At 72.2% G+C, this 13,047-nt stretch carries 14 protein-coding genes; 8 read left to right on the top strand and 6 right to left on the bottom strand.

The window, feature by feature from the left end; all coding sequences use genetic code 11:
* The 4 genes from AB0H32_RS41565 (at position 1) to AB0H32_RS41580 (ending at position 1,943) form a co-directional block, all read left to right on the top strand.
* Entirely contained in the window at positions 1-159 is a 159-nt protein-coding gene (locus tag AB0H32_RS41565) for an AsnC family protein (protein WP_361132668.1), read from the top strand.
* Positions 156-500 carry a hypothetical protein gene (locus AB0H32_RS41570; protein ID WP_361132630.1) on the top strand — a complete coding sequence of 115 codons (345 nt, stop codon included), beginning with the start codon at positions 156-158 and terminating at the stop codon, positions 498-500. Before AB0H32_RS41565 ends, AB0H32_RS41570 begins: the two co-directional genes overlap by 4 nt.
* A gap of 73 nt (positions 501-573) precedes the next feature.
* Positions 574-1,188: a DUF1326 domain-containing protein gene (locus tag AB0H32_RS41575; protein WP_361132633.1), complete on the top strand. Its 615-nt coding sequence runs from the start codon at positions 574-576 to the stop codon at positions 1,186-1,188.
* Positions 1,185-1,943: a DUF2182 domain-containing protein gene (locus AB0H32_RS41580; RefSeq protein ID WP_361132636.1), complete on the top strand. Its 759-nt coding sequence runs from the start codon at positions 1,185-1,187 to the stop codon at positions 1,941-1,943. Before AB0H32_RS41575 ends, AB0H32_RS41580 begins: the two co-directional genes overlap by 4 nt.
* 142 nt (positions 1,944-2,085) lie before the next feature.
* Here the strand turns inward: AB0H32_RS41580 and AB0H32_RS41585 are convergent, their stop codons facing one another.
* Positions 2,086-2,391: a hypothetical protein gene (locus tag AB0H32_RS41585; RefSeq protein WP_361132639.1), complete on the bottom strand. Its 306-nt coding sequence runs from the start codon at positions 2,389-2,391 to the stop codon at positions 2,086-2,088.
* A 198-nt stretch (positions 2,392-2,589) separates the two neighbouring features.
* Here AB0H32_RS41585 and AB0H32_RS41590 point away from each other — a divergent pair, with 198 nt between their 5' ends.
* Entirely contained in the window at positions 2,590-2,874 is a 285-nt protein-coding gene (locus AB0H32_RS41590) for a hypothetical protein (RefSeq protein ID WP_361132642.1), read from the top strand.
* On the opposite strand, the gene AB0H32_RS41595 is transcribed toward AB0H32_RS41590, so the two are convergent.
* The 3 genes from AB0H32_RS41595 to AB0H32_RS41605 form a co-directional block, all read right to left on the bottom strand.
* Positions 2,871-4,211, bottom strand: a complete 1,341-nt coding sequence (locus AB0H32_RS41595; protein WP_361132645.1) for an esterase-like activity of phytase family protein — start codon at positions 4,209-4,211, stop codon at positions 2,871-2,873. The two genes, AB0H32_RS41590 and AB0H32_RS41595, sit on opposite strands and share 4 nt — an antisense overlap.
* Before the next feature lie 156 nt (positions 4,212-4,367).
* Positions 4,368-5,744 (bottom strand): SWF or SNF family helicase, encoded by a 1,377-nt coding sequence (locus tag AB0H32_RS41600; RefSeq protein WP_361132647.1) that lies wholly within the window; start codon positions 5,742-5,744, stop codon positions 4,368-4,370.
* Complete coding sequence (locus AB0H32_RS41605; protein WP_361132650.1) at positions 5,741-8,611, bottom strand: DEAD/DEAH box helicase; 2,871 nt, start codon at positions 8,609-8,611, stop codon at positions 5,741-5,743. Before AB0H32_RS41605 ends, AB0H32_RS41600 begins: the two co-directional genes overlap by 4 nt.
* 207 nt (positions 8,612-8,818) lie before the next feature.
* On the opposite strand from AB0H32_RS41605, the gene AB0H32_RS41610 reads away from it, so the two are divergent.
* The gene (locus AB0H32_RS41610) at positions 8,819-9,001 is read left to right on the top strand and encodes a hypothetical protein (RefSeq protein WP_361132653.1); all 183 of its coding nucleotides are present in this window, start codon (positions 8,819-8,821) and stop codon (positions 8,999-9,001) included.
* Between the two features lie 147 nt (positions 9,002-9,148).
* Here AB0H32_RS41610 and AB0H32_RS41615 read toward each other — a convergent pair whose 3' ends face one another.
* Positions 9,149-10,051: a hypothetical protein gene (locus tag AB0H32_RS41615; protein ID WP_361132656.1), complete on the bottom strand. Its 903-nt coding sequence runs from the start codon at positions 10,049-10,051 to the stop codon at positions 9,149-9,151.
* Between the two features lie 541 nt (positions 10,052-10,592).
* On the opposite strand from AB0H32_RS41615, the gene AB0H32_RS41620 reads away from it, so the two are divergent.
* Positions 10,593-11,498 (top strand): oxygenase MpaB family protein, encoded by a 906-nt coding sequence (locus AB0H32_RS41620; protein WP_361132659.1) that lies wholly within the window; start codon positions 10,593-10,595, stop codon positions 11,496-11,498.
* Here the strand turns inward: AB0H32_RS41620 and AB0H32_RS41625 are convergent.
* Positions 11,475-12,008 (bottom strand): PadR family transcriptional regulator, encoded by a 534-nt coding sequence (locus tag AB0H32_RS41625; RefSeq protein WP_361132662.1) that lies wholly within the window; start codon positions 12,006-12,008, stop codon positions 11,475-11,477. The genes AB0H32_RS41620 and AB0H32_RS41625 overlap by 24 nt on opposite strands.
* A 112-nt stretch (positions 12,009-12,120) precedes the next feature.
* Between AB0H32_RS41625 and AB0H32_RS41630 the strand changes: the two genes are divergently transcribed.
* The gene (locus AB0H32_RS41630) at positions 12,121-12,876 is read left to right on the top strand and encodes an alpha/beta hydrolase (RefSeq protein WP_361132665.1); all 756 of its coding nucleotides are present in this window, start codon (positions 12,121-12,123) and stop codon (positions 12,874-12,876) included.
* The last annotated feature ends 171 nt before the right edge of the window (positions 12,877-13,047 follow it).

Consider the following 13,047-nt stretch of genomic DNA (forward strand, 5'->3'; position numbering starts at 1 on the left):
ATGGATCAGCGGCTGGTGGCCGCGCTGCAGTGGAACGGCCGCCTCACCGCGGAGCGGGCGGCCCACGTGCTGGGACTCAGCCCCGCCACCGTGCGGCGCCGCCTGCACGCACTCGGCGCCGACGGCACCGTGCGCGTGGTGGTCTCACCGGTCGCGTGAACGCGCAACGGCCGCTCGACCGGGGCCTGTTACCGCACGTACGGGTCCTGCGGGGAAAGCTCGACACCATCGTGGCCGCGCTCGCGGCGCGCGAGGACATCCCGTTCATCGACGTCACCACCTCGGGTGACGAGATCTTCGCGGTCGCCCGCACCGAGCCGGGTTCACGCGACCCGCTGGTCTTCCGCCAACTGCCTTCCACCCAGGCGGTGACGTCCCTGGAGAGCGCCACGATCCTGTACGCCTTCCGACTCACGTCCGAGTGGGTGCCCCCACGAGCCTGTACCAGGACGGTGAGGCGGCCGGCAGCGGATCTGCGCGGCGGGGGTCGTCGGGAATAGCCTGGAGATGAGCGGCACCGGGACGGAACGGGCCCTCGCGAGGCATTCCCTTCACCGAAGGGGAGGTAGAACCATGCCCTGGAATCTGAACGGCACGTATCTGGAGAGCTGCAACTGCGACGTGGTGTGCCCCTGCACCACCTCGGGCCTCACCGCACCGGCCGACCACGAGCGGTGCCAGGTGACCTTCGCGTTCCACGTGGACAGTGGGAGCGTGGACGGCGTGGACGTCTCCGACCGCAGCGTCGCCGTCTTCATCGACGCGCCCCGGGTGATGGCCGATGGTGGCTGGCAGGTGGCGCTGTACCTCGATGCTTCGGCCGACGACGGCCAGGCGGAGGCGTTGGGCAAGGTCTTCTCCGGCCAGGCCGGCGGGCCGATGGCGGCGCTCACCCCGCTCATCGGCGAGGTCCTGGGCGTGGAGCGCGTTCCCATCGACTACCGCGACGACGGCCGCCGCCACGCCGCGCGGGTGGGTGACGCCATCGACATCGAGATCGAGGACCAGGTCGCCCCGCAGTTCGGCGAGGACGGTCCGGTCATGGGCCTGACCGGCATGTTCCACCCGGCGAACAGCACGCTGACCATTGCCCGGTCCACCCGGGCGACGGGCGAAGGCGTGTACGGCCGGTCCTGGGACTTCTCCGGCGGCAATGGACACTCGGCGCCCTTCACGTGGTCCGCGTGACCGGTCGGCTGGTCACCGTCCGCCGCAGGGCGGGCCCCGCCGGACTGCTGTTGGTCGTGGCGGCTGCCGCCTGGGTCTGGGCGCTGACGCGCTGGGGCGGCATGCAGGCGATGCCGGGCACCATGGGCCTGGGCCTGCCCGCTTTCCTGGCCGTGTGGACGCTGATGATGTCTGCGATGATGCTGCCCGCCACGGCGCCCGTCACCGCGCTGTACGCACGCACCATCACCGTGCACCGGGCGCCGCGCATGGTCGTTTTCACAGTCGCCTACCTGCTCGTCTGGGCCGCGGCCGGGCTGCCGGCGTACGGGCTGGCCGCCGGACTGGGCCGGGCGGCGAGCCTCCCCACCGCGACGGGGACCGCAGTGGCCGCGGCCGTTTTCGCGGTCAGCGGCGTCTACCAGCTCACCCCCCTCAAGGACCGCTGCCTGGCGAGGTGCCGCTCGCCGATCGGGCTGATGCTGCGCTACGCCTCGTACCCGGGGGCCTCGCGCGATCTGCGTGCCGGAGCGCACCACGGGGCCTTCTGCTTGGGCTGCTGTTGGTCGCTGATGGTGCTGCTGGCGGCGTTCGGTGTGATGAACCTGTGGGCCATGGTGGTCCTGACCGCCGTGATCACCGCTGAGAAGCTGGCTCCGGCCGGCCGCCTGGTGGCCCGTGCCGTGGGGATCGCCTCGATCGCCCTGGCCGTCGCCGTCTTCTGGTTCCCGGCGCTGGCTCCGGGCCTCACCGGTGGCGGTATGGCCAGGATGTGAGGACGGGCACGCCCGCCGCGCAATCACACGCCGGGCGGGCGCATGAGGGTACGGCTCACGGGGCCGCCAGAGGGTCGTGGTCTGCTCGTCGAGGAGGTCCACGGCGCCGCTGGTGGGAGCTGAGGACCCGCACCCGGCCCCGTCAGCTCCCGGTCAGGGCCGCGCCCAGCGCCAGCGCGAACAGCATCGGAAGGAGCACGCACCCGAGCCCGGCGCCGGCGGCCAGCACGCGCGGCGTCCGCAGCGGCCGGCGGTGCGGCAGCGCCCAGGAGAGGGCGAGCAGGCCGACCGACCAGTAGAACACTCCCCCGAAGGCTCCGACGCCGTCCTCGGACCGGAACCAGTTGTACTCCAGTACCAGGAACGGCAGGGCGAGCAGGGAGGCCACGAGAGGCGCCTTCCACCACGTCCGGTGGGTAATGTGCGGTCGCACGTCGTCGGTAGGCATGCGAGAACCCCATCACCACCGCCGGGCCGGGGGCATCGGGTCGCATACTCACCCTCGCACGCGCGCGTACTCACACCGCCGCTCCCTGTGGTCAGCCCGCCTGCCGGGACAGACCCCGGATCCTGGCTGTCCTCCTCGGGCGGTTCGGCGGGGTGTGGCCCAAGTCGTACTGCGCAATGCCCCCTCCTGGCCCTCCTGGTGGCCGCCGCAGCCGTCCTCGCTGTGGTCCTCATGGCCTCCGGGCATGACGGCTCGACCGGTCAGAAGGGTCCGGAGAACGGCAGCACGACCACGAGCCGCTCCCCTTGGCCTTCCTTCAGCATCCCCACCGAACTGCGCGGCCGACTGTCGTCGCGGCTGCCGACCGGACTGCTGTCGCGGCTGCCGACCGGGCTGCCGTCCGGCTCGCCGGGCGCACTGCCGAGCGACTTGCAGACGCTCCTGCCGTCTCTCCCGGACGAACTGCCCCCATACCTCTCCTAGCAGCCGTCAGGCAGCCGGACGTACGTCACGGTCGTCCTGATGCCGCTGTCGACGAGACGGCCCTGGGCGTCGAACGCGCCCGGACCGTCGGTCATCCCGAAGTCGTTGTCGTTGATGAGGGCGAGCGTGTCGTGGTCCACGCGCGCGATGCCCTCGATCTTCCCCGGCACGCCGCTGACCTTGCCCAGGTCGACGACGAGCCGCTTGGCCAGTACGGGCACGCCCGCAGCGGCCGGGTCGTCCAGCTGCTCCAGCGACGGAGACGTCGTGTCGTCGTCCCAGCGGCTGCCGAGGACGTCGGCCGTATGCCCCAGCCTGACCAGTTGGAGCCGGGCCGCTTTGTCGGTGCGCTCCTCCACCAGCAGCCCGTCACCGCCCACGGCCACCAGGGAGGAGATCTTCAACTCGGACGTGTCGTCCTCACTGGGGTCGACGACGTTCACCGGGTCGAAGCGGTAGGCGTACTCGGCAGTGACCGCCTTCTTCTTCGGTGAGAAACGCAGGAGCCGGGTCGTGCGCGAGGCGTCCCCGGCGTCCGCGTCGGGCAGGGAGAGCGGACTCTGGACGGCCATCACCAGATCGCCGCCGGGAAGCTGCGCGAGTCCCTCGAAGCCGCGGTTGATCTTCCGGTGCAGCAGGACGGACGGCAGCGACTCCACCACCGGATAGTCGGCGCCGGTGACGTTCAGGCCCTTGGGAACGTACCGGGTGAGCACCTTCCCGCGCGCGGAGACGTGGACGAGCGACGGGCCGTACTCGTCCACGAGCCAGAAGGTCCCGTCCCCGGCCCGCACGATGCCCTCGGTGTCCAAACCGTTCGGGTTGTACGCCAGCGGCGTCGAGGCGTCGTAGGTGTACGGCGCCTCGTCGCGGCTCTGCAGGTTGGGCAGCCCGGTGACGGCCTTCCCCGAGGACGTGGTGAGCGGGATCGCGCCGATCACGTCGACCGCGTCCCCCGAGACCCGGATCTTTACGATCGCGGGATCGAATCCCGGCACCGGAAACGTGCGACGCTTCTTGCCGTCCACCTTGATCTGGCCGTTGGGACCGCGGTCTGTGACCGTCCAGAACTCGCCCTTGCGGCCCGCCGGGTAGATGTCACTGCCGATGCCGCCGAGATGCACCCCGTGGTCGTCGGCCACGCTGGCGGGCAGCAGCGCGTTGCTGAACGCGCCGAGCGGGATCTCGCCGAGGGTTGCCGTGCGGACGACACGGGCATCCGCGGACGGTGCCGCCGCGGCCGTTCCCGTGGCCACCAGGGCGGCGGCCAGGGCCAGTGGCAGGCCCGAGGCGGCGGAACGGCGGGCACGGCGCCGACCGGTGACGTGCGGGGACATCAACCCTCCTGGGGACAACTCCGTTGGTTGCGGCCACATTTGGGTCCCCGGAGGAATGCCGTGCAACGGGCGGGTGAACAAGCGGCGTCCACACCTGGTCGAATCGTGCCTGTTGCCTGTTGCTGGGTGTCCGCTGTCGAGTGCCCGCTACGGGCATCATGGTGACAACAGGTCCGATTCGGCAGTCGCCTCGCCGTTCGGTTCGAGCCGTGCCGCTGCAAGGGCCGCTGCCGGATCGTGGTCGGCGCCGCCCGCCGGCACCCAGCACCCTCCCTCCTCGCGGTAGGGCCACCAGCGGCCGCCCCGGCCGAGACGCAGCTGAAGCTGCTCCTCCGGGACCGTCCACCGGTTGGCGGCCTGCTGGAACGACGGCCGCTCCGTCGTCTCCCAGGCCGCTTCGAGGGCTGCACGCGCGCGTGCGAGGGCCGCCCCCTCCACCTGCCACTCCTCGTCGAGGACGGCCAAGGCCGCCACACCTCCGACGCGCCAGGCACGAACGGCCGTCGCCAGACCGTCGTGGCCGCGCCCCGAGCCCTCCGCGAGCCGGTCGGCCACGGTACCCGGTGCTTCCCCGGAGCCCAGCCGTACTGCGTCCTGATGGAGCGTCAAATCCATGAGGAGGCCGCCGTCTCCATGCCCGCTCAGGCTGAGTGCGCGTCCCAGTATCCGGTGGGCTTCCGCTGCCGTCCGCCCCGCCAGGTACTCCAGCGCCGTCGGGTCGATCCCGGGTGCCCTTTCCGCCTCGGTGTCGAAGGACGGCGGCCTGCCGGGGGCCTGCGGGAGGCCGGGTGCGGGGGGCAGCGGTGGCAGGATGTCCGCGGCCGCCCAGATCTCCGCGGCGTCCACACCCTTGGCCCCGGCCTCCGCGGGCTCGTTCGGTGACGCGGTGCTCCGTACCTCGTCCGGTGACGCGGTGCTCCGCACATACAGGTCCCCAAGGAACGCGTCCTTCGCCCTGCCGCGCATCAGCAGCAGCGCGAAGGGATCCTCGTCCAGCAGACGTGCCACCTGATGGCACAGGGCGGCGGTGTGCCGGCAGTGGTCCCACATGCCGCAGTCGCACTCGGGATCCAGATCCGCCGGCCCCGGCAACAGGTCGATCCCTCTGACCGCCGCGTCCTCGATGAGATGGGAGGGCAACTCCCCGTCGAGGAGCGCGGCCAGGTGTCCCGCCTGATCCATGGCCAGGTCCAGAAACCGGACCCACTGCTCTGCTGAGAGCTCGGGCACGAGGACGTCGGCCCGGTGCGCCGCGCCCTTCGGATCGCGGACCACGGCGGTGACCCGGCCCGGTCGTACGGTCACCGCGCCCACTGCGCCCGCGCGCGCGAGACGGCGTCCGGCCGTCACTGCGGCAGCGTCCAGCGCCGCGTCCGCCAGTGCGGCCAGCCAGGCGCGGCCCCACCAGGTCTGCGCGAACCCGCGCCCGCGCGCGGGCGGCAGCGCGGCGAACGTGCGTTCCAGCTCGTGCTCGTGCTCGTAGTCGTCGTCGTTGCGGTGCTCGTTGCCGTGCTCGTGGTCGTAGGGGGTCATCGCGCCTCCCCACGCAGTTCCACCAGTGCGGCCAGTTCCGTGTCCGTCAGCTCCGTCAGCGCGGATTCGCCGGCGCCGAGCACGGCGTCCGCCAGCTTCTGCTTGCGCCCGAGCATCTGCGCGATGCGGTCCTCGACGGTCCCTTCGGCGATCAGCCGGTGCACCTGCACGGGGCGCGTCTGCCCGATGCGGTGGGCGCGGTCGGTGGCCTGCGCCTCGACAGCAGGGTTCCACCAGCGGTCGTAGTGCACGACATGCTCCGCGCGCGTGAGGTTCAAGCCCGTTCCGGCGGCCTTCAACGACAGCAGGAACACCGGCACGGCGCCCTCCTGGAACCGGCGCACCAGCGTCTCGCGCTCGGCGACCGGAGTGCCGCCGTGCAGCAGCTGCGAAGGCACGCCGCGGTCGGTCAGGTGCCGTTCTAGCAGGCGGGCCATTCGCACGTACTGCGTGAAGACCAGCACACCCGACCCCTCCGCCAGCATGGTGTCCAGCAGTTCGTCCAGCAGTTCCAGCTTCCCCGAGCGTCCCACAAGCCGCGGATCGTCTTCCGCGAGGAACTGTGCCGGGTGGTTGCAGATCTGCTTCAGACCGGTCAGCAGCTTCACGATCAGGCCCCGGCGCGCCATGTCGTCTGCGGCGGCGATCCGTTCGAGGGTTTCCCGCACCAACGCCTCGTACAGGCCCGCCTGCTCGGCTGTCAGTGTCACCGGGTGGTCGGTCTCGGTCTTCGGCGGCAGTTCCGGCGCGATGCCCGGGTCCGCCTTCCGGCGCCGCAGCAGGAACGGCCGAACGAGCCGGGCGAGACGCTCCGCGGCGGCGGGATCCCGGCCACCCTCGACCGGCTGCGCATAACGCTCGCGGAAGCCACCGAGGCGGCCCAGCAGCCCGGGCGTCGTCCAGTCGAGGATCGCCCACAGTTCCGTGAGATTGTTCTCCACCGGCGTGCCGGTGAGCGCCACGCGGGCGCGTGCCCGGATGGAGCGCAGCGCACGCGCGGTCGCCGCATACGGGTTCTTCACGTGCTGCGCCTCGTCGGCGACGACCAGGCCCCAGGGCACCTCGGCGAGCCGCTCGGCGTCCAGGCGCATCGTGCCGTAGGTCGTCAGCACGAACTCCCCGTCCGCCAAGGAGCCGAGAGCGCGCCCGGGCCCGTGGAATCTGCGCACCGGTACGCCGGGGGCGAACCGCTCGATCTCGCGCTGCCAGTTGGCGAGCAGAGAGGCCGGACAGACCACCAGCGTGGGACCGGACGTCGAGGCGTCCGTCTGCCGGTGCAGATGCAGCGCGATCAGGGTGACCGTCTTGCCGAGACCCATGTCGTCGGCCAGGCAGCAGCCCAGCCCGAGGGCCGTCGTCCGGGCCAGCCAGCCGAGCCCCCGCACCTGGTAGTCGCGCAGGGTGGCGGCGAGCGCCGGCGGCTGACCGACGGGCTGCGCCGCTTCCGGATCCGCGAGGTGCTCCCGCAGCCGTGCCAGGCAGCCCGTGGGCCGTACCTCGACCCGGCCGCCGTCGACCTCCGCCGAGCCCGCCAGGGCCGCGGCCAGGGCTTCGACCGGGGGCATGGAGCGGTCTTGCCGGGCGCGGGCGCGGCCGGCCTCGTGCGGGTCGAGCAGGACCCATCTGTCGCGCAGTCGTACGAGGGGACGCCTGGCCTCCGCGAGGCGGTCCAGTTCCTCGCGCGACAGCTCCTGTCCGTCCAGCGTGAACCGCCAGCGGAAGGCGAGCAGGGCGTCCGCCGAGAGGAATGACGGCAGCGCCGAGTTCTCCTCACCGACGGGCGCTGCGTCGTCCGGTGGGCCGACGGCCGCATGCGCGGTCAACTCGCGCGACAGCTCCTTCGGCCAGTGCACGTCGACGCCTGCCGCGGCCAGCGCCCTGGTGCCCTCGCCCAGTAGATCGGCGATCTCGTCCTCGGCGAGGTCCACGGCGTCGGGAGCGGGAGCGGACAGCAGAGACGTCAGCGGCGGCCACGCCCGGGCCGCCCGGCGCAGCGCAAGCAGCGCGTCCGCACGCGCGCGTGGGCCGAGCGCCTCGTACCCCGCTTTCGGGGCGGCCCACAGCTCGGCCGCGTCCGCGACGTCCGCCGCCCCGGGTACGCCGTGCACCTGGAGCACCGCACGGAACCGCACAGGAGCGTCGTCGGCATGCCCTGCGTCGTGCAGACCGGGTACCTCCACACGCAGCGACAGCCGCACACCCGCGTCGTGCCCGGCGGCGATGTCGTCCGCCCACGCCCGCAGGCCCGGCAGCTGCCGCGGCTCCGGTGCCGCGTAGGCGGTGCCGCCCGTCACGATCGGCGCGGCGGGCGTGCGGGGGAGCGTGTCGGCGACCGCGTCCAGGAAGGCGTGCAGCAGCCGCTCCGGGTCGGGCAGGCGAAGCGGCCCCGCGGCGGCGAGCGGTACGGCGTGCGCCTCCGGAGGCATGGCCGTGGCCAGTTCGCGCACAAGCTCCGCGTCGCGCGCGGACAGCGGCCCCACCCGCCATGCGTCGTGATCCCCCGCTGAGAGGCCGGGCAGGAGCAGACCGCGTGCCAGAAGGTGCAGGGCCAGCAGACCGGCGGTGCCCCAGAAGGCTGTGGCCGGGTGGCACTCCGGCTCGGCACGCGCGCAGGCGAGCAGCGGCAGGGCGGTGCCCACCGGAAGCAGCAGGGCAGGCAGCCGTACCCGCTGGACAGTCCGGCCCGGGGCGGGCAGCACCAGTTCCAGCTCCGAGAGGGACCCTCGGGTGACATCGGGAAGCGCCTCGCCGTCCGGCCGCCAGAAGGCCATCAGACCGGACCGGGCGGGGTCGGACGGCAGGAAGACCGCGCAGCAGCGGGCCAGTTCGGACAGCTCGGAGGGTGGTGCCGTGGGAATCCTCTGCACAGCTCTGGCGCACTCCTCAAATTTGACTACCTGCTCGGAGGTGGCGACGCTACAGCACGCCCGGAGCGCACCTCGAAGGCTTAGGCTGTGACCTGGCCCACTAGGGGACGGGTCTCAGGGAAGTCTCAGGGTCGAGATCCGGAACCGCCGGGAGCGCGGGACCGTTTCCAGAACAGAGAGCGGCAGTGGCCCCGAAGGAGGATGCTCATGTCCAAGACCGCGAAGATCGCCGCAGGGGGTGTGGCGGTCGGTCTGATCCTGCTGATATGGCTGCCCTGGTGGGTGGCGTTCTTGGTCGTGGTGGGGGTTCCGGCCGCCGCGTACCTGACGCTGGACCCCTCGCAGCGGCGCAGGCTCCGCCGGGTCACGCGCAAGGAACTCGGCCGCTGACCGACGGGTGAGGCGGCCCGAGCCGCTCGCCGAGACGCCCGCGGGGCTGCTCGGCGAGGCGCTCGCGGGGCCACTCGGCGAGGCTTCCACAAGCTCGCTCGGCGTACTGGGGGGCCGTACTCCACGGAGAATGCGGCCCCCGCGGGATCAACTGGGGCGCACGGCCATCTTGTCGAGCGCCTCCAGGAGCCCCGGCAGCTCCGGTCCCCGGCCCACCGGCAGCACCTCGCCGGGCTCCTCGTCGAGCAGGACGAACGCGATGTCGTCGGTGCGGGCCACCATGGACCATCCGGGGCCGTCGGCACGCAGCGTGCGGGCGTCCCCGGGGGCGAACGACGAGCGCACCCGCCCCAGCGGCGGCGGTGAGTCTACGTAGGCGCGTGCCTCTGCCAGTACCCGCCGCACGCCCCGGTGACCGCTCTTCGGTTCGCTTGCGGCGCCGTCCGCGGCGCTGGCCGTCGCACCGTCCGCCGTACTGTCCGCCATGTCGTCGACCGCGCCGTCCGCAGTGGATTCCGCTGGCGCGGCCTGCGCGGCGGGCGAGGGGAAGTAGTCGTCGCCGATCTGTTCCCGCCACACCGCCCACTGCAGGGCGATCTCGTCGGCGCCCAGGCGCCGCTGGGCCGGCCCCCAGGATTCGGTGTCCGGCGGCGTCAGCGCGGGCCCGTCCGCGATCTCGGGAGCCGGGTCGTGCGGCGCGGGCACACCGGGAGCGGCGACGGCGACCGCCAGCGGCCAGCCCGGCAGGGCGGCCACGACCGTGCGCTCGTCCGGCGACAGCTCGTACTCCATGCCGCAGTCCCAGGACGCGATCGCCACGGCGACCAGCGAGACGTCGTCGATCACGACCGTCCAGCGAGCTCCGTCACCGTCCTGCCCGAGCACCAGGCCGTATCCGTCGGCGCGCGGTGCCATACCCAGCGCCGCGCAGGCCTCCGGATAGTCGTCGCCCAGCACGCTCGGAAACTGCGCAGGCGTCAGCAGTACCGCCGTGAGCACATACAGCGCCTCGTCCGCGGCGGCGACGGCCTCATCGTCCGTTCCGGCCATCCCTGCCTCCCCAGTGATTCGTCCGTCGGCGCACCCTAGTGCGAGCGGAAGGGGCTTGTCACGACTCCGCACACCACGCGGAGCTGCAGGTTTCCACCTGGACGGGGGCGAAATGACCACCGGTCGACGCGGTGATCCGCTCCGGCCGAAAGCCGCCGGAGGTGACTTGGGCCGTCCTGCCCCGGAAGGCGATCCGCCGGGCCTTCGGGGCGAGCGCCGGGGCCGCCCGGCACGCCGGCCCGCGTACCCCGGACGGCAGTGCCTCCCGCGACATCCGGGCGCCCGCCCACCCCGATCGGGTCCCGATCGTCCTATGGCGCGGGCCGCCGCACATGCAGCCGCGGCTTCGAACACGTTGTGTGCGCGCCGGTCGGAAGCGCCGGATGCCTCCGTGCGCGGGGAGGCGCGGGATTCGACGGGGCAGGTGCGCATCCCGTCGAACACGTGCGCCCCCTACCCCCTGGAAGGGGTGCCCCTCATCGCCCATTTGCTGCTGCTCAACGTAGAGTTGGAGCTTCGGCGGCAGAGAGGGGGCTATGCGGTGAAGCGCTTCGGACGGCTCGAGCAGATCCGTCGGATGGACCCGGTGGCGGATGCTCCGGAGATCTACCGGCTCAGCGTCGCGTTCGAATTTCCCTGGGACTACACAAGGGCTCTGGAGCTGGCGCTGTACCGCACCTACGCCGTTCCCAGCGTCGGGCGGCTGCTCGCGCAGACGGCGGAGCTGACCGAGCGCACACAGAAGCGCTACGACGACACGGTGCTGCTCCTCGACGCCGTGGTGGAACACGGTTTCGCCAGCGCGGAGGGCCGGACCGCGATCCGCCGCATCAACCAGATGCACCGCAGCTACGACATCAGCGACGACGACATGCGGTACGTGCTGTCCACCTTCGTCGTGATGCCCAGGCGCTGGATCGACACCTACGGCTGGCGCCGCCTGTCCCGGCACGAGATCGTCGCCTCCACCGAGTACTACCGCACCCTCGGCCGGCACTTGGGCATCCCCGCCATCCCCGAGGCCTACGAGGAGTTCGAGGCCCTCCTCGACTCCTACGAAGAGGCCCACTTCGGGTGGGACGAGCAGGCCCGACGGGTCTCCGACGCCACGCTCGACCTGATGGCGTCCTGGTATCCGCGCCCGCTGGCACCCCTGCTGCGCACGGCGACGCGCGCCCTGCTCGACGAGCCTCTGCTGCGTGCCTTCCGTTACGAGCCGCCGGGCCGGGCCGTCTCCGCGTTCGTGCGCCGCGCCGTGCGGACGCGCGGTCGGCTGGTCCGGCTGCTGCCGCCACGCCGCGCGCCGCACTTCGCGCGGCAGAACTGGGAGATCAAGGGGTATCCGGACGGATACCGGGTGGCCGGCCTGGGCACGCGCCCGACTCCAGGGGCGGGCGGCTGTCCGGTCCGGCACCTGGGTGCCTCAGCGGCCGACAGCCTCGAGTGAGCGGAGGGTGTCGCGCAGCCAGGTGAGTTCGGCCCGGCTCGTGGCACGTGCGATGGTGAGCACGCCGCGCCGGAACGGGTCGTCCAGTTCCTCGGCGGGCAGCGGCCGGTCGCCGTCGTAGAAGAAGCTCGCCGGTTCCTCCAGGAAGTCCAGCCGGCGCCTGAGCACGGCCGTCTGGGCCGCGGGGTCGTCCAGGTGCCGCAGGAACGAGAGCAGCGTGAACCACTGGTTCTCGTCGGTGATCTCGCGTTGCCCGGGGTCGGCGAGGCGGCGCCGCAGCTCCTGCCTGCCCTCCTCGGTGAGCGTCAGGACGTGACGGGGCGCGGCCACGGCTCCGGGCTCGGTGGCCCGTGCCAGGAGGCCGGCCTTCTCCAGTCGCTTGATCGCCGGGTACAGCGTGCTCTCGGCGACGGGCCGCACATGGCCTGTGAGGGCGGCGATGTGCCTGCGCAGGACGTAACCGTGCAGCGGGGCTTCGTACAGGAAACCGAGGATGGCGAGTTCCAGCATGACCGCATTCTCTCGTAGATCCGTTGTACATCGGTAGGTCGATATTTCGTTGTCGCTATACATCGAATCCGAGGTATCGTCGGATGCAGTGCAGACGCCGGGGAGGGGCACCGTGAAACAGGCAGCATTCGACGACAAGGGCAGCAAGATCCGGTGGACGGAGGCGCCCGGAGCCGAGCCCGTGCGCGTGTACCTGCACGGACTCGGATCCATCTCGGCCGTGTACCACGCCCACATCGCGTCCCACCCCGGACTCGCGGGCCGGCGCAGCCTGTTCGTGGACCTGCCCGGGCACGGCATCAGCGACCGGCCCGAGCACTTCGGCTACACGCTGGACGAGCATGCCGACGCCGTCGCGGTCGCACTGGACCAGGCCGCCGTCACGGGCGCCGAGCTGGTCGCGCACAGCATGGGCGGCGCCGTCGCCATCGTGCTCGCCCACCGGCGGCCCGATCTCGTCGCCCGCCTGGTCCTCGCGGAGGCCAACCTCGACGCCTTCCCGCCGCCGACGGCCGCCAGCAGCGGGATCGCCGCCTACGGGGAGGACGAGTTCGTCGAAGAGCAGTACGCGCGTGTGCTCGCGGCCGTGGGCCCGCTGTGGGCGGCAACCATGCGGCTGGCCGATCCGCGCGCCCTGCACCGCAGTGCCGTCGGCCTCCGCCGCGGCTCGGACCCCGTGATGCGCACGATGCTGAAAGGGCTCGCGATCGAGCGTGTCTACCTCCAGGGCGAGCACAGCGGCGAACTCCCGGGCCGGATGGATCTGGAAGCCGCCGGAGTCCGGGTGATGACGGTGCCGGGCGCCGGACACAACGTCATGTTCGACAACCCCGACGCCTTCGCGGCGGCCGTCGCCGGCCAGGGGTGACCCGGCGGCCCTCACGGAACTGGGGTGACCCATCCTGGTCGTCGGCGCTCACGGAACTGGGCTGACCCGGTCTGTTCGTCGGCCCTCACGGGACAGGGGCCGACCCGCTCCGGCCGTCAGTCCTCGCGTACGGCCAGTGCGAGGAATCGGGCGTGCTCGTCGACGTAGGAC

The organism is Streptomyces sp. NPDC020362 (assembly GCF_040642095.1).
In the GTDB taxonomy this organism is placed as follows: Bacteria; Actinomycetota; Actinomycetes; order Streptomycetales; family Streptomycetaceae; genus Streptomyces.

Coding starts and splice junctions, on each gene's coding strand:
- AB0H32_RS41565 (WP_361132668.1), top strand. CDS start 1: ATGGATCAGCGGCTGGTGGCCGCGCTGCAGTGGAACGGCCGCCTCACC.
- AB0H32_RS41575 (WP_361132633.1), top strand. CDS start 574: ATGCCCTGGAATCTGAACGGCACGTATCTGGAGAGCTGCAACTGCGAC.
- AB0H32_RS41585 (WP_361132639.1), bottom strand. CDS start 2,391: ATGCCTACCGACGACGTGCGACCGCACATTACCCACCGGACGTGGTGG.
- AB0H32_RS41595 (WP_361132645.1), bottom strand. CDS start 4,211: ATGTCCCCGCACGTCACCGGTCGGCGCCGTGCCCGCCGTTCCGCCGCC.
- AB0H32_RS41600 (WP_361132647.1), bottom strand. CDS start 5,744: ATGACCCCCTACGACCACGAGCACGGCAACGAGCACCGCAACGACGAC.
- AB0H32_RS41610 (WP_361132653.1), top strand. CDS start 8,819: ATGTCCAAGACCGCGAAGATCGCCGCAGGGGGTGTGGCGGTCGGTCTG.
- AB0H32_RS41615 (WP_361132656.1), bottom strand. CDS start 10,051: ATGGCCGGAACGGACGATGAGGCCGTCGCCGCCGCGGACGAGGCGCTG.
- AB0H32_RS41625 (WP_361132662.1), bottom strand. CDS start 12,008: ATGCTGGAACTCGCCATCCTCGGTTTCCTGTACGAAGCCCCGCTGCAC.